Consider the following 13,464-nt stretch of genomic DNA (forward strand, 5'->3'; position numbering starts at 1 on the left):
GCTTATTTTTTGTGGACGATGTAGATGGCGCCGGTTGTGACGTCTTCCTCAAGCGCCTCGAGGGTCCGGCCCCGGGTTTCGGGGACCTGGGAATAGATGAAGATCAGCGCCAGGATGCCGACGACGCCGAACAGGAAGAAGGTCCCCGTGATGCCGACCGCCGCCACCAGCGACGGGAAGAACAGGCCGAGGAAGGCATTGGCGATCCACAGGCAGAAGATGGAGATACCGATCGCGAAGCCGCGGATGTGCAGCGGGAAGATCTCCGAGAGCATCACCCACACAGCGACGTTGAGGAACGTCTGCATCGAGCCCACGAAGGCAACGACCAGGAAGAGGATCACGAACGGCCGTGCCGGGTCGCCGACCGGCAGGGCGATCGAGGCAATGCCGATGAGGAAGTGGCAGATCGTGGTCAGAATAAAGCCGGTAATGAGGGTGGTGCGGCGGTTGATGCGCTGCATCAGGGAGAGCCCGATGACTCCGCCGACGACGGCGATGACGCCGGGGGCGATGTTGGCGATAAGCGCTGTGCCTGAGTCGAAACCCGCCTCGATGAGCACGGACTGGCCGTAGTACATGATCGAGTTGATGCCGGTGAGCTGCTGGGCGACGCCCAGGCCGATCCCGACGAGGAGGATGCGCAGGATCCACTTGTTCTTCAGTGCGCCCCCAGCCGGAGAGGTTCATCTGCTCTTCCTCTTCGGTGAGGTGCTTGACGTCGGCCATTTCCGCGGCGGCACGCTCAGGCGAGCGGATTGTGGAGAGAACATCCAGGGCTTCCTGGGTGCGGTGCTGGGAGATGAGCCAGCGCGGGGACTCTGGCATCCGGAGCATGCCGAGGAATAGGGCGATGGCGGGCAGTGCGGCGACGGCGAGCATGATGCGCCATACCCCGGGGTTTTCGCCCCAGATGTTGCCGATGATCGCGTTGACGACGAACGCCGCGAGCTGGCCGATGACGATCATTAGCTCGTTGCGGCCCGCGAGCGATCCGCGGATCTCGTAGGGGGCGAGCTCGGCGAGGTACACCGGGACCACCGAGGAGGCGCCGCCGACGGCGAGGCCGAGGATGACGCGGCCGATGACCATGACCTCGAAGTTCGGTGCGAACACGCAGGTCAGGGCGCCCGCGAGGAACAGGACGGCCAGGAGGATGATCGTCTTTCGACGCCCCCAGGTATCGGAAAGGCGGCCGCCTCCCGCGGCGCCGGCTGCGGCGCCGAAGAGCAGGGAGCTGGTAACGACTCCCTCGGTGAGAGCGGTCAGGCCGAGTTCTTCGGTCATCGGCCGCAGCGCGCCGTTGATAACGCCTGTGTCATAGCCGAACAGCAGACCGCCGAACGTGGCAACCAGGGCAACCATGCCAAGACGTTTGCGGTGCGGGCCGTCGGTCAAAGGCGGGAGCGGGGCCGGTCTAGACGTTCCGCTTTGCACATGGGCAGTAGCCATCGGGACTCCTTTGTCAGGGTTTCGCGGACGATGTGATCCGCATCTCAGCAATACTAACGCGCGAAAGACGTAAATGTAAGGTCAAACTGACAAATTGTTTAACTCGTGTTCATGCAAGGATGGGAAGGTGAATCGCGCTGCCTTCCCTGGCCGCCCTCGGCCTGTGACCCAGGAGGATGTTGCGCGGGCGGTAGGTGTTTCCCGGACCCTCGTCTCGTTCGCGTTTCGTGGCGCACCCGGCGTTAGCGCCGATATGAGGCAAACCATCCTCGATGCCGCTAAACAGTTGGGATACCGGCACAATGCGGCCGCCGCAGACCTGGCAAGCAAGCGAGCGTCTGCCATCGGGCTCTTCCTCCTGGACCTCCGGAACGAGGTTTACGCGGACATCTTCCAAGGTGTGCGGGAGGCGGTGGGTGAGGCCCGGAACCGGCTCATCCTCAGCGTTTCGCAATCCACAGGCGAGATAGATCGCGGATCCGTCGATTCCCTCATCGAGGCTCGGGTAGGCATCATCATCGCCGCGACTTTGCTTGACAGCGATGCCCGAGTGCGGGAGTTGGCAGCCTCGGTGCCCATCGTTAATGTCACCCGCCGGGTCGCCGGCGTTGACAGTGTCTATTCAGATGACTGGGCGGGCGCACGGGCTGCAACGCAGCACCTGCTCGGACTCGGGCATACACGGATCGCCCACGTCACCGCTACGCAGTACGAGGGACACGAGGGACGTCGTCGTTCATATATAGCCACCATGGAAAATGCCGGACTCGCTCCCGAGGTTGTGATCGCAGACGACTACACCCAGCAGGCGGCAGAACGCGCTGCAACCGTCCTGCTGAACGGAACGGACCGGCCAACTGCGGTATTTGCGCACAATGACGAAATGGCGCTTGGCCTCCGCGAAGCAGGCTACGCCGCGGGCCTCTCTGTACCGGAGGATCTGTCCATTGTTGGCTACGACAATTCCAGGATCGCCCAACTCCACGGGATCGATCTGACGTCTGTGGACATGCAGGCGCGCGAACTCGGCCGGGGCGCTGGAGCAGCTGCCCTCAATCGCCTCGCCACCCCGGACACGCCAGTTGTGGACCGCTGCACCGAGCCGCGTCTCATCGTCCGAAACTCCACAGCACGCCCCTAACCGTTCCCGCTGAGAGCAAGGAATAGGTTTAGGGCGGAGTTCCGAGACCAACGGAGCCGAGAGAAACGTGTTCCTCGTTCATAGGTTCGCAGGGACAGGCCCGCAATAGAATGGCCGCTATGGTCACGTGGCTCCTGGTTCACAGTCCGCTCGTCGGTCCGGTCATCTGGAATCCGGTTGCAGCGGAATTGCGGCAGCGAGGCCAGGAAGCCAACATTCCCGACCTGACTCCAGCTCTGAGCGGAGTCGGCAATCATGCCCAGCTGCAAGCTGAGCTGGTGGCTGCGGCTGTCAGGCAGGGACCTGTTGCCCTGGTCGCGCACAGCGGCGCCGGGCCCCTTCTTCCGCTGATTGCCCATCGCCTTGCGCAGCAGAATGTGGCGGTGGCTGCCAGCCTCTTTGTGGATGCCGGACTGCCGCATCCCCGACAGTCGGCGCTTGACGTGCTGCCCGTCCCTGCAGCCGAGCAGTTGCGCGGGATGACCGTCGGGGGTTGGCTGCCGCGATGGACCTCCTGGTGGCCCCCGGGGCAACTTCGAGTGATGCTGCCCGATGAACAGCTGCGCAAACTCGTGGTCGACACCTGCCCGCGATTGCCTCTCAGCCTGCTCACCGAAGTGCTCCCCGACATGAATGAGGACGAACTCGGGGTGTGCTCATACGTCAGGCTCAGCAGCGCGTACGACGCCTTTGCCGATCAAGCCGAGCAGGCCGGCTGGTCGGTCCGCCGGCTCGAGAGCCACCATCTCGCGGTCCTCACTTCACCGGCGGAGATCGTCGACACCGTCCAGGATGTAAGAAAATAGTGAGCGGGGAGAACGGCCCCTAGTAGCTATACCTCCTGGGCTATCGTGGTGCCATGCCCAGCCAACTAGCTGCCATTGCCATCGACGCGATCCGGCCACGGGTGGTGGCCGACTTCTGGTGCGCCGTCCTCGGCTGGCACGTTGTCGAAGAGGATACTGATGTCATCAGCATCGCGCCGCAGGATGGGACCTGGCCGTCCATCGATGTGGTCGCGGTGCCCGAGGGCAAGACCGTCAAGAACCGGCTGCATTTCGACCTGCGGGCTGACGGCGTGTCCACCGCCGAGGAGCTCGAGCGCCTGCTCGCCCTCGGCGCGCGGCGCAGAAACGTGGGCCAGGGCCCGGACGTCAGTTGGGTGGTACTGGGTGATCCCGAGGGCAACGAGTTCTGCCTGCTGTCCCGATCCGTCCAAGACGTCGAAGATCAAGAATGACCCGATGACGGACATACAGGGGGAACGCCAGCCATGGGTGACTTCATCGCTTACCTTGATACCTCCGAGGTCCGTGCCGGCAAACTTGGGGAGCTCAAGGCAGCCATGGCAGAACTCGCTGCCTTCGTTGCGCAGAATGAGCCGAGGATCATCTCCTACTGCGTCTATTTCTCAGAGGACGGATCACTCATGAGCGTCCTCCATCTTCATCCTGACGCGGCCTCGTTGGAGTTCCATATGAAGGTGGCGGGCCCCAAGTTCCCGCCGGTGGCACCGCTCATCAAGCTAAGAACAATCGAAATATTCGGCCGCCCAACGGAGGACCTCGTGGCGCAACTTCGAGCGAAGGCGCAGCTTCTCGGCACCGGATCCGTTATTGTCCGTGACCTTCACGCTGGCTTCGCCCGTTTTGCCCGCGGCTAGCCTTTTCTGCCACGAACGGTCACCGGTATACGCGGACCCAGTCGGTCTGCATCCAACTTGGTTTGGTGGGTTTGCCGGTGGGGAACCAGTCGAGTTGGAGGGTTTGGTGCATTCCGACCGTCGGCAGGTGTGCCCGGTTGGTGTCGGTGAACCACACGGCGCCATCGATGTATCCGGTGATGCTGGCCGCGTTCCACTGCACGGCGTAGTTGTGCCATTGGGTGGTGTCGATTTTGCGTGCCGCCTGGGACTGGTAGCTGCCTCGTCCGGGGCAGGCGTAGTGCAGGTTGAACTTGATCAGGGTGGTGTCCGTGAGCGATTCGGCGTAGTCGACTTCAGCGCAGTTCGGGGAGGTGTTGTTGTTGGGCCACAGGAGCAGGACGGGGTGGTATTTCGGGTCCCGCACACTGGTTCTCATCCGCACTTCCCATCGGCCGTATTTTTGCTGGGCGAATTTTGCCGACATCCCGCCCGTGGTGCCGTAAGCATTCCCGCTAACAGTGGCCACCCCGTTGGCCACCATCCACGCCTTCGGGCTGCGGATTCCTTTGCCCGCGTGGCCGGGGCCGTCGTAAACCTTCCATTTTCGGGGGTTGGGCGCCCCGGTGTAGGAAAACTCGTCGCCTGCCACCACCGGGCCCCATCCCTGCAGGGCTGCGGCCTGCAGGCCGTCGGGGGCCGCGTTCACAGCGAGTTCCGGGTGCAGCGCGGGAATCCGCGCGGGCTCGGTTGGGCGTCCCGTGAGGTTTCCGACGGCCAGGGTCAAAACTGCTGCGGCAATGGCTGCCGCGTGCAGCTTTCGCGTCAACAGCATGAGCTCTCCTCTGCCCTGTATTTTCCTCCTCCGTCCGGGTGTTGTCACCGGATCGTGGGTCCGGCTGTCAGGCACACCGTTCAGCGTAGACTGCGGAAATCGATCGCTGACCGCCATGTCGGCTTCGATCTCTCATTTGGGGCTAGCGAAAGAGACACCATGATCATGCCGGTGGCTGTTAGAAGGCTGGTCGCGCGCCGTCGGTGCATCGCGGAGCTCCGTCGACTAGCGGTGATTTTGGATTCCATGTACACGGGGACCCCTTTCGACATGGAAACCCCGGACGGCTACCTGTCCGACGAAATCGGCGGTGAACAGCTCCTGGATGACATGTACATGATTCAGGAGGAGCTTGTCGGTGGGTTGTCCTTCTGGCCCAACGTCGACGTCCACGGCCTGCTCCAGCAAATCGTGGCGAAGGCTGGGAAAATTAGTGACGGACTCCCTCTTGAGTACCCCGTCACGAAGCAAAAATTCGATGACCTCATCACCGACATGAGCGAAGCCGAACAGCGCTGCTCTGACTGGTACAACTTCGGGTTCAATAGGGCCGCGTAATCGATGGTGCGCCCCATGCCAAGCAGAGGAGGACGAGGCGACGTGGTGGCAAAGGAAACGGGAATGGGCAGAGCGGCCAGATGCGGCTGAGGTCACGGGCGCCAGCGCACGCCGTTGTTCGTGCACCTGGCCAAGGTGACGGTGTGCCCTTCCAGACATGCTGCATCGACAAGCTCGCGCTTCCCGACCGCTTCCTTCAAATCGACCGTCACGGGCACGCTGTTGTTCCCTTGGCAGTTGTACGCCCCCGGCGGCAAGGGTTCGACGTCGGTCCGGATCACGATCCGCTCCTCCTCGACCTGCACGTGGGGATCAAGCACGGTCCCGGTTACCCCACCCGCACACCCCAGTCGCGTTACCGCCAACCGGAGGGTGGTGGAATCCGGAGTGACCTCAGCGGAGTTGAGTAGCTTCCAGGTTCCCGTATCGCCAACTTCGCCTGCGGAGGTTCCCGTTTCGCCAATCTGGGGTGCCGAGGACCCTGTGTCGCCGACTTGGGGTTCGGAAGAGCTGCAACCGCTGAGGACGAATGTCGTGCAAGCCATTGCTCCGACCAAGAAGTGTCGCCCTCGACTAGAGTGCTCCACGCCAACCTCCATGCGATCCAGTCTGAACAAGGATCAGTCGGTGACCTACGACCCTCCGGTGCCCAAAGTATGTCATTCCGGGGGCTCACCTCATAGAGCATCCGCACCTGCCCACAGCGGGAAGCTCACCGGACTGCGGGGTCGCCCCGACGCCGTTGCAGCAGAGGAACGTTGGCAAGCGCCGGTGTGACGCTCACTCCGGGGAGAGCCGGGCAGTCAAGCCCTCTCTCAAGTGATCGGTGGCACCGGTGATGCGCCGGGGTCTGTGTGGTGGCGGCGTATAGGCGTGGATATCGGCGTCGGGAGTTGGGACGTTCGCCAGGAACCTGCTGACGTTCAAAAACCCCAAGGTCCGCTTCCGCCTGAACCACCTCGTCGTGGTCATCGCCGTCGGCTTGGCCCTGCTCTTCGGGCTGGCCAAATCGGACATCGGCGCGCTGCTGCTGCTCACCTACGGCGGGACCACCCAGCTCGCCCCTGCCATTGCCGCCGCCCTGGCCAGCAAGGTCAAGCTCGGGGCCGTCCCGGCAATGGCCGGCATCATCACCGGAACGGTCACCGTCGCCGTGATCACCTTTGCGGAAATCCCGATCGGCAACTGGGACTCCGGACTCATTGCCCTGGCCCCGAATCTCGCGGTGACCCTCGTTGCCGAACTCATCCGGCGGCGACTCAAAAGGCCCGTCCAACCCGAAGGCGCACAGCCGGCAGAGGTGACCGCGGCCGCCTGACCTAACCAAGAATGGCGCGCACGGACCGTGCCAGCCCAGCGGGCACAGCGCGCAACGCCCAAACGGCTCCCTTCCCGACGTGCCCACCAGGCCGGGAAGGGAGCCGCCCCGTGTCAGGCGAATGATGCCTGCCTACCCGCCGGCGGGCTGGAACAACTCGACCACGTTGCCGGACGGATCTTCCAGCAGGATCTGCTGACCGCCTGGACCCTTGACAATGTCGTTTCGGAACGTGAGGCCAGCGTCACGCAGCCGGTCCACCTCGGCCGCGATATCGCCCACGATGAGGTGGATGCGGTTCCATCCCCCCGGTGCCGGCACCGTGCCGTCCGGCATTGGCCGGCCTGCCGAGCTGGTCGGCCCGCTCAGCAGGAGCCGCAACTGACCGCGTGCGACGTCGGCGAACGCCGGTGCGGCGCTCATCCTGAGGGTGAATCCGAGGTGCTTTGTGTAGAAGTCGATTGCCGCGTCGACGTCGTCCACCATGTATCGGACGCTGACCATGTCCGTTAGGTCGTTGGGCATTTCTAGCTCCTTTCCGAACTCGATTGGGAGTACTCGATGAGGTAAAGCAGGAACTGGATCCGTGTATTCAGTTCGTCCGCGGTGCGGACGAACGCCGGGTAACTCTCTTGGCCTGCTGCGGCTTCGGCCGCCGGATCGGCCATGCTCCAGTGCACCATCGCAGGAGGCCCAGGGAAGTCCGGGCATACTTCCCGTACGCGGTCACAAAGGCTGACCACATAGTCGAACCGCTGCTCGGCAAACTCACCGAGGTTCTTGGAACGGGCGCCGCCAATGTCAATGCCACGCTCACGCATCACGCGTACGGCGTCGGGGTGCAGGTCTTTGGGGTGGCTGCCGGCGCTGGCGGCTTCGATCCCAGGGCCGCCCACGCGCTCCAGGATCGCCTCGGCCATCTGGGACCGGGCGCTGTTGCCCGTGCACAGGAACAGCACCCGGACGGGTGACCGGCCAGGACCGCCGGCCGGCGGTGTCAGCGCAGCCGGGACCAGCCGCAGGCCGGGGTGAAGCGCCGCACCTGCGTCTGCAAGCCGTTCGCGATACAAAGCCAGGTTGAGGCTGCAGTAGGTGTCCCGTCCGTCATCCGAGCTGCGCCGCATGGTCACCAGCCCGGCCGCGCGCAGCTGGCCGAGATGATAGGACGTCAGGCTCTGCCTCTGGCCCACCAGCGCCGTCAGCTCGCGGACCTGCCGATCACTGCGTGCCAGCTCGCCCAGCAGCTGCCACCGGACGGGGTGCCCAGCCAGGCGCAGGAACCCCGGGGCCGCATCCTGCGCATCCGGAGATGTGGTGTAGCTCACGCCAAAATTATAGATCCATCCGGATGGATCAATCAAACTATTTTGATTGATTGGGAGAGTCCGACGGCGGCCGGTCGGCTGTGGGGGAGCGGGACCAAACGCAAGCCGACGACGGCGGGAAGTCCCGCCGTCGTGCCGCCCCTAAAGACGGCCGTTGTGGCGGCCGCCTAACTGCGCCACGATGAGGGTATGAACGCTGCGACACCGAAGGCTGAGGACCTAAGCCTTCCCCAGGCTTTCCTCCTTCTGGCAACGAATGACAAGGACGGAGAACCCGAACTGCTGGCGTACGTACTGCGGACCACGTTGGCAGGGGCAATACTGGCCGAGCTGGACCTGCTCGGCGCGGTCGCGGTGCAGGGGAAGCACGTCAGGGCCACCGGGGCCGCCCCGGAGTCGGACTTCCAGCACGTGCTGGAACTCATCCGTGAAAAATCACGGCCACACACTCCCAAGCGGTGGGTCTCCATGCTGGAGGGTCGCGGCCAAGTGCACCGTGTGTACGAAGGGATGGCGTCGCTGGGCATCGTGGAGCATGTCGGCGAAAAACACCTTGGTCTGTTCAAATCCACGCGATACCCGGAGAAGGACCACGGTCCGGAAGCGGCGCTCCTGCAAAAGATCCAAGCCGCGCTCGGCCTTAAGCCGGCAGGTGCCCCGCCAGCAGATGCCATGCTGGCAGGTGCCCCGCCAGCAGATGCCACGCCGGCAGGTGCCGCGCCGGACGCCACGCCGGCAGATGCCACGCCGCCCGTCGCATCGGCTCCGGCGGCCACACCGCCCGATGCCAGGACCACAGCACTGATCGCGCTGCTTCAGGCAGCCGGGCTGCTCGGCAGGCTTTTCCCGGCAGCAGACCAAAACCGGGCAAATGAGCTGGTGAAGAACCACTGGCCGTCCCGTGCGGTGGAGGACGAACTGCGCATGATCAGGCTGGGGCTGGAAGAAGCCGCAATCTAAGGGCCCGGACCTGAACCCTGTTCCCCGGAAGCGCCCGGGGTTAGGATGCCGTGTGACTTTCACCCACGGCTTCGCGGACAACAACGGCCTTCGCATGTACTACGAGGTCCACGGACGGACGGTGCCCGGCCAACCGCCGCTGCTCCTCATCCCGGGCGGCGGCTCCACCATTGGAACCAACTTCGCCGATCTCATCCCGCTGCTGGCCGAACAGCGCCAGGTGATTGCCGTCGAGGAGGAGGGCCACGGCCACACCCAGCCCACTAGCCTCGCCCTCACGGCCGAGGATTCCGCCGGCGACATCATCGCTGTCTTGGACCAGCTCAACGTGCAAACCGTGGATGTGCTGGGATTCAGCGCCGGCGGCCACACGGCCATCGCGCTGGCACTCGGGCGTCCGGCCCTTGTCCGGCGCCTCATCGCCGCCTCCACCTTTGCCAGCCGCGATGCCGTGCCGGACGAGTTCTGGGACGGCATGGCGAAGGCCACCCTCGATGACATGCCCGACACCTACAAGGACGCCGACCGCCGGCTCAACCCCGAACCCGGCCACCTGGAGCGGCTCTTCGAACTGGACCGGCAGCGCATCCTGGACTTCCCCGGATGGTCCGACGACGAGCTGGGCACCATCACAGCACCCACGCTGGTGGTGAGCGCCGACCGCGACGTTGTCACCGCCGGATATGCCGCGCGGATGGCCGGCGCCATCCCGGGGGCCCGCCTGCTGATCGTCCCCGGCGGCCACGGCGATTACCTCGGCGAGCAGGCCGCCAGCGGCGGGGATCTCCGGACGATGCAGGCCACCGTCCCGTTCCTGCTGCGGTTCCTCGGCGGTTAGGCCGGCCGGTTTCACGGCTCCCGGCTGCTTGAACCCTTCCTGTGCAGGGGGCCGCAGCCAGAGGATTTTCCCGTCGTCGGTGACCGCATCGACAAAATGACCATGCACCCCGGAAATCCGGGGTGCATGACCGGCAGCGGCCGGAATAGTGAAAAGAGCCTCAGCCGTGGTTGTACATGACGTGTTTGGTGCGGGAGAAGTCCTCCAGGGCATAGACGGAGAGGTCCCGGCCGTAGCCGGAGCCCTTGAAGCCGCCCCAGGGCATTTCGTTGGCAATGACGAGGTGCGAGTTGACCCAGACGGTGCCGAAGTCAAGCCGGCGGGGAGCGGAGAGTGAGCGGGCGGAGTTCGTGGTCCACACCGAGGCGGCGAGTTCGTAGGGGGTTTCGTTGGCTCGGGTGATGGCCTCCTCGTCGGTGCTGAAGGTCTCCACGGACACGACCGGGCCGAAGATCTCCGTGCTCGTGATCGCGGCTCCGGCAGGTACGTCGGTTACGACGGTGGGTTCGATGAAGTAGCCCGGTCCCTCTATGGCGTTGCCTCCGACGGCGATCGTCAGGCCGTCCTTGCGGACGTCGTCCAGTGCGGCCAGGACCCTCTGGGAGTGGGCTTTGGAGATCATGGAACCGATTTCGACGTCGTCGCCCGTGCCGGGGGTGCCGACGGAGATCTCGCTGACCTCACGCACGAGCAGTTCGGTGAACTGCTTTGCGACCGATTCGTGGACGAGGACACGGCATGCCGAGCCGCATTCCTGTCCGCCGTTCCAGAACCCGGCGGAGCGGACGCCCTTGGCGGCGGCTTCCAGATCGGCGTCGTCGAACACGACGACGGGTGCTTTGCCGCCCAGTTCCAGGTGCACGCGCTTGACGGTGTTGGCTGCGCTGGCGGCGACCTTCTGGCCGCTGCCCACGCTTCCGGTGATGGCGACGGGTCCGGCCCGCGGCGGACGGCACCGGTCCCGCCGCGGGGACCGCCGTCGCGGTCCACCCGGCGACGCCGGGGCCGGGCGCGGCGCGGTATCCGGCGGACCGGCCCAACCTCTCGCCCGGCTGCACCTACCTGGGCAGTGCTGCCCGGTTCCCGCGCACCGACGGCGCCTTCAGCCGGTACGTGAACCTGCCGGTGCGGATGCTCCGGGCGCTGCCGGAGAACCTTGACCTGCGCACGGCCGCGCTGATCGAACCCGCCAGTGTGGCCTGGCACGCCGTGGCACGGGCCGGTGACGTCGCGGGCAAGACCGCCCTGGTGATCGGCAGCGGACCCATCGGCGCGCTGGCCGTGGCGGTGCTGAAGCGGGCCGGGGCGGCCCGGATCGTCGCCGTCGACATGCACGCCAAACCGCTCGAGATCGCTTCCGCGGTAGGAGCGGATGAGGTGCTGACGGCCGACGACGCGGAGGCGATCGCCGCCGTCGAGGCCGACGTGGTGATCGAGTCCTCCGGAAGCCACCACGGCCTGGCCTCCGCGATCCAGGGCGCCGCCCGGGGCGGGACCGTGGTGATGGTGGGCCTGCTGCCCACCGGCCCGCAGCCGGTCCTGATCTCCCTGGCCATCACCCGGGAACTCGACCTCAAGGGCTCCTTCCGCTTCAACGACGAAATCGACGACGTCATCGCCGCCCTGGCCGACGGCACCCTCCACATCGAACCGGTCATCACCCACGAGTACCCGGTGGAAGAAGCGCTCGAAGCCTTCGGCGTCGCCCGCAACTCCGCCGAATCCGGGAAGGTGCTGCTGAGCTTCGGCTAAGCGGAAGTGCCTCCGACGCCGCACGCATCGCCGCAGGCGGCAAGAACTATTCAAGGAAGAACATCATGATCACGAATCTGCCGCCCCTGGTTGTCATGGGGGTATCCGGCTGCGGAAAGTCCACCATCGGCGCCCTGCTGGGGGAGCGTCTGGGCGTCCCCTTCTTCGACGGGGACGACTTTCATCCGCCCGCCAACAAGGCCAAGATGGCCGCCGGCATCCCGCTGGACGACGATGACCGGGCGCCATGGCTCGCCGAAATCGGAGCTGCCCTGGCAACGCCGCCCGGCGGCGCCGGCGCCGGCATCATCGCCTGCTCGGCGCTCAAACGCAGCTACCGCGACCTGCTGCGCAGCTTCGCGCCGGACCTCGTGTTCGTCCATCTTTCCGGCGAGGCAGCGACCATCTCCGCCCGGCTGAGCAGCAGGGCGCACGAGTACATGCCCAGCAGCCTGCTCGCTTCCCAGCTGGCCACGCTCGAACCGCTGGGACCGGAGGAGGCCCACGTTCTCGCGGACATCCTCGGTGATCCGGCATCGCTGGTGGACGGGATCGTCCGCGACCTGGAACTTTCCACTGGCCGTCAGCACGAACCGAGAAGGCAGGACGAATTGGCCGGGACGGCCAGTTCCTAGGTTTTATGTTTGGGGCGGAAGCCCGGCGTCGGCTGGTTTGGCGAGCACTATTTCGGTGTTGATAATGACGGCGGAGCACTGGAATTGCGCGCTGCAGGTTTGCAGAAAGACCGAAGCTGCGGTGGCGCCCGCGTTGAACGCCATCGCATTTGGAACCACTCGAATGGTGACTGTTTGGGCCTTCTTGGTGCAGCTGAGCTGAGCGTTTCCGCCGCCGCCGGCGATCCGCCCGTCGCTGACTCTTTGGGTGAGTTGGACTACCGGTATTGCGATGATCAGGGCTGGGTCGGTGTCGCACACGAAAGTGACGGGAACATCCACCGCGGCGCCGTCGGCCACGAGGATTCCCGGCCCCGCGCTCACGAGCGTGGCGGGGGCTGCTTGCGCGGGTGCGGCGATGGACACGAGGGCGGCGGCAAGAGCGGCCGCGGCGAGGCGGCTTCTGGTGCCTAACATCGGGTTCTCCCTTGAATGGAAGCGTGGCGTCCTGTGTTCCGCATTGCCGGCCAGTGCGGTGACCGGGCGCCTTAATGGACGGGGCAAAGCCCCTGACGGCGGCGCCGTTCCGGGCGCCGCCTGATGCGGCCGAAAGTCCGGTTGGCCGAAGACTACTAACTGCCTGCTTGCGTGACAATAGCCAATTCCAAAGCGTGCAGGTCGGCTAATCGGAGGACACGGCGGAGGCCGCCGTGTCCTCCTGCTGGGGGAAAAGAACGCTCTCGTGTGACGCAAATTTTGCATTCGGCCCGGGGAAGGGATAATCTGTGAGCCGTGTCACCCACCAGTGGCACGGCTTATGATCTGCGGCGGGAGAGTCCTGCCGGTACGTTCAGCAGGCGCCGTAGGAGCAAATCCTCCCCAGGAATCTCTCAGGCCCACGTACCGCCGCGGCAAGGCAACTCTGGAAAGCAGTCCGGGAAACCGGGCTCACCGACGGTGCAAGTGGCGCGCTGCTCAAGAGCAGGCAAAGCGGAAACTCTCAGGTCCAATACAGAGCGGGGAGGAACC

The 13,464-nt window shown here is 65.1% G+C and carries 15 protein-coding genes, 2 pseudogenes and 1 riboswitch; of the genes and pseudogenes, 10 read left to right on the forward strand and 7 right to left on the reverse strand.

The window, feature by feature from the left end:
- Window positions 1-2: 2 nt before the first annotated feature.
- A pseudogene (locus tag J7I89_RS01255) lies at window positions 3-1,452 on the reverse strand (sugar porter family MFS transporter).
- A gap of 163 nt (window positions 1,453-1,615) precedes the next feature.
- Between J7I89_RS01255 and J7I89_RS01260 the strand changes: the two are divergent.
- The 4 genes from J7I89_RS01260 (at window position 1,616) to J7I89_RS01275 (ending at window position 4,256) form a co-directional block, all read left to right on the forward strand.
- Window positions 1,616-2,593: a LacI family DNA-binding transcriptional regulator gene (locus J7I89_RS01260; protein ID WP_308159774.1), complete on the forward strand. Its 978-nt coding sequence runs from the start codon at window positions 1,616-1,618 to the stop codon at window positions 2,591-2,593.
- 119 nt (window positions 2,594-2,712) lie between these two features.
- Window positions 2,713-3,399: a hypothetical protein gene (locus J7I89_RS01265; protein ID WP_214966616.1), complete on the forward strand. Its 687-nt coding sequence runs from the start codon at window positions 2,713-2,715 to the stop codon at window positions 3,397-3,399.
- A gap of 53 nt (window positions 3,400-3,452) precedes the next feature.
- On the forward strand, window positions 3,453-3,833 hold the full coding sequence (locus J7I89_RS01270; protein WP_214966617.1) for a VOC family protein: 381 nt from the start codon (window positions 3,453-3,455) through the stop codon (window positions 3,831-3,833).
- Window positions 3,834-3,866: 33 nt separating this feature from the next.
- Entirely contained in the window at window positions 3,867-4,256 is a 390-nt protein-coding gene (locus tag J7I89_RS01275) for a hypothetical protein (RefSeq protein WP_214966618.1), read from the forward strand.
- 19 nt (window positions 4,257-4,275) lie between these two features.
- On the opposite strand, the gene J7I89_RS01280 is transcribed toward J7I89_RS01275, so the two are convergent.
- The gene (locus tag J7I89_RS01280) at window positions 4,276-5,070 is read right to left on the reverse strand and encodes a glycoside hydrolase family 16 protein (RefSeq protein ID WP_214966619.1); all 795 of its coding nucleotides are present in this window, start codon (window positions 5,068-5,070) and stop codon (window positions 4,276-4,278) included.
- A 246-nt stretch (window positions 5,071-5,316) separates the two neighbouring features.
- On the opposite strand from J7I89_RS01280, the gene J7I89_RS01285 reads away from it, so the two are divergent.
- A complete protein-coding gene (locus J7I89_RS01285) occupies window positions 5,317-5,628 on the forward strand; it encodes a hypothetical protein (RefSeq protein ID WP_214966620.1) in 312 nt (103 codons plus the stop codon).
- A 92-nt stretch (window positions 5,629-5,720) separates the two neighbouring features.
- On the opposite strand, the gene J7I89_RS01290 is transcribed toward J7I89_RS01285, so the two are convergent.
- Window positions 5,721-5,948, reverse strand: a complete 228-nt coding sequence (locus J7I89_RS01290; protein ID WP_214966621.1) for a hypothetical protein — start codon at window positions 5,946-5,948, stop codon at window positions 5,721-5,723.
- Between the two features lie 644 nt (window positions 5,949-6,592).
- Between J7I89_RS01290 and J7I89_RS01295 the strand changes: the two genes are divergently transcribed.
- On the forward strand, window positions 6,593-6,946 hold the full coding sequence (locus J7I89_RS01295; RefSeq protein ID WP_214966622.1) for a hypothetical protein: 354 nt from the start codon (window positions 6,593-6,595) through the stop codon (window positions 6,944-6,946).
- Between the two features lie 132 nt (window positions 6,947-7,078).
- Here the strand turns inward: J7I89_RS01295 and J7I89_RS01300 are convergent, their stop codons facing one another.
- Both J7I89_RS01300 and J7I89_RS01305 read right to left on the reverse strand, forming a co-directional pair.
- Window positions 7,079-7,471, reverse strand: a complete 393-nt coding sequence (locus J7I89_RS01300; protein WP_214966623.1) for a VOC family protein — start codon at window positions 7,469-7,471, stop codon at window positions 7,079-7,081.
- A 2-nt stretch (window positions 7,472-7,473) separates the two neighbouring features.
- A complete protein-coding gene (locus J7I89_RS01305) occupies window positions 7,474-8,271 on the reverse strand; it encodes an ArsR family transcriptional regulator (RefSeq protein ID WP_214966624.1) in 798 nt (265 codons plus the stop codon).
- Window positions 8,272-8,460: 189 nt separating this feature from the next.
- Here J7I89_RS01305 and J7I89_RS01310 point away from each other — a divergent pair, with 189 nt between their 5' ends.
- Together J7I89_RS01310 and J7I89_RS01315 are read left to right on the forward strand one after the other, a co-directional pair.
- A complete protein-coding gene (locus tag J7I89_RS01310; protein WP_214966625.1) occupies window positions 8,461-9,231 on the forward strand; it encodes a GPP34 family phosphoprotein in 771 nt (256 codons plus the stop codon).
- Window positions 9,232-9,283: 52 nt separating this feature from the next.
- On the forward strand, window positions 9,284-10,069 hold the full coding sequence (locus J7I89_RS01315; RefSeq protein WP_308159775.1) for an alpha/beta hydrolase: 786 nt from the start codon (window positions 9,284-9,286) through the stop codon (window positions 10,067-10,069).
- Window positions 10,070-10,229: 160 nt separating this feature from the next.
- Here the strand turns inward: J7I89_RS01315 and J7I89_RS01320 are convergent, their stop codons facing one another.
- Complete coding sequence (locus J7I89_RS01320) at window positions 10,230-10,982, reverse strand: aldehyde dehydrogenase family protein (RefSeq protein ID WP_308159776.1); 753 nt, start codon at window positions 10,980-10,982, stop codon at window positions 10,230-10,232.
- Between the two features lie 20 nt (window positions 10,983-11,002).
- Here J7I89_RS01320 and J7I89_RS01325 point away from each other — a divergent pair.
- Together J7I89_RS01325 and J7I89_RS01330 are read left to right on the forward strand one after the other, a co-directional pair.
- Window positions 11,003-11,821, forward strand: a pseudogene (locus J7I89_RS01325) (zinc-binding dehydrogenase); the annotation flags it as partial.
- A 65-nt stretch (window positions 11,822-11,886) separates the two neighbouring features.
- Window positions 11,887-12,456 (forward strand): gluconokinase, encoded by a 570-nt coding sequence (locus J7I89_RS01330; RefSeq protein ID WP_214966626.1) that lies wholly within the window; start codon window positions 11,887-11,889, stop codon window positions 12,454-12,456.
- Window positions 12,457-12,459: 3 nt separating this feature from the next.
- Here J7I89_RS01330 and J7I89_RS01335 read toward each other — a convergent pair whose 3' ends face one another.
- Window positions 12,460-12,912, reverse strand: coding sequence for a hypothetical protein (locus tag J7I89_RS01335; protein ID WP_214966627.1), 453 nt, complete (start codon window positions 12,910-12,912; stop codon window positions 12,460-12,462).
- 341 nt (window positions 12,913-13,253) lie between these two features.
- A riboswitch (glycine riboswitch) is annotated at window positions 13,254-13,351 on the forward strand.
- Window positions 13,352-13,464 lie beyond the last annotated feature (113 nt).

Source organism: Arthrobacter sp. ISL-5 (assembly GCF_018613835.1).
Taxonomy (GTDB): Bacteria; Actinomycetota; Actinomycetes; order Actinomycetales; family Micrococcaceae; genus Arthrobacter.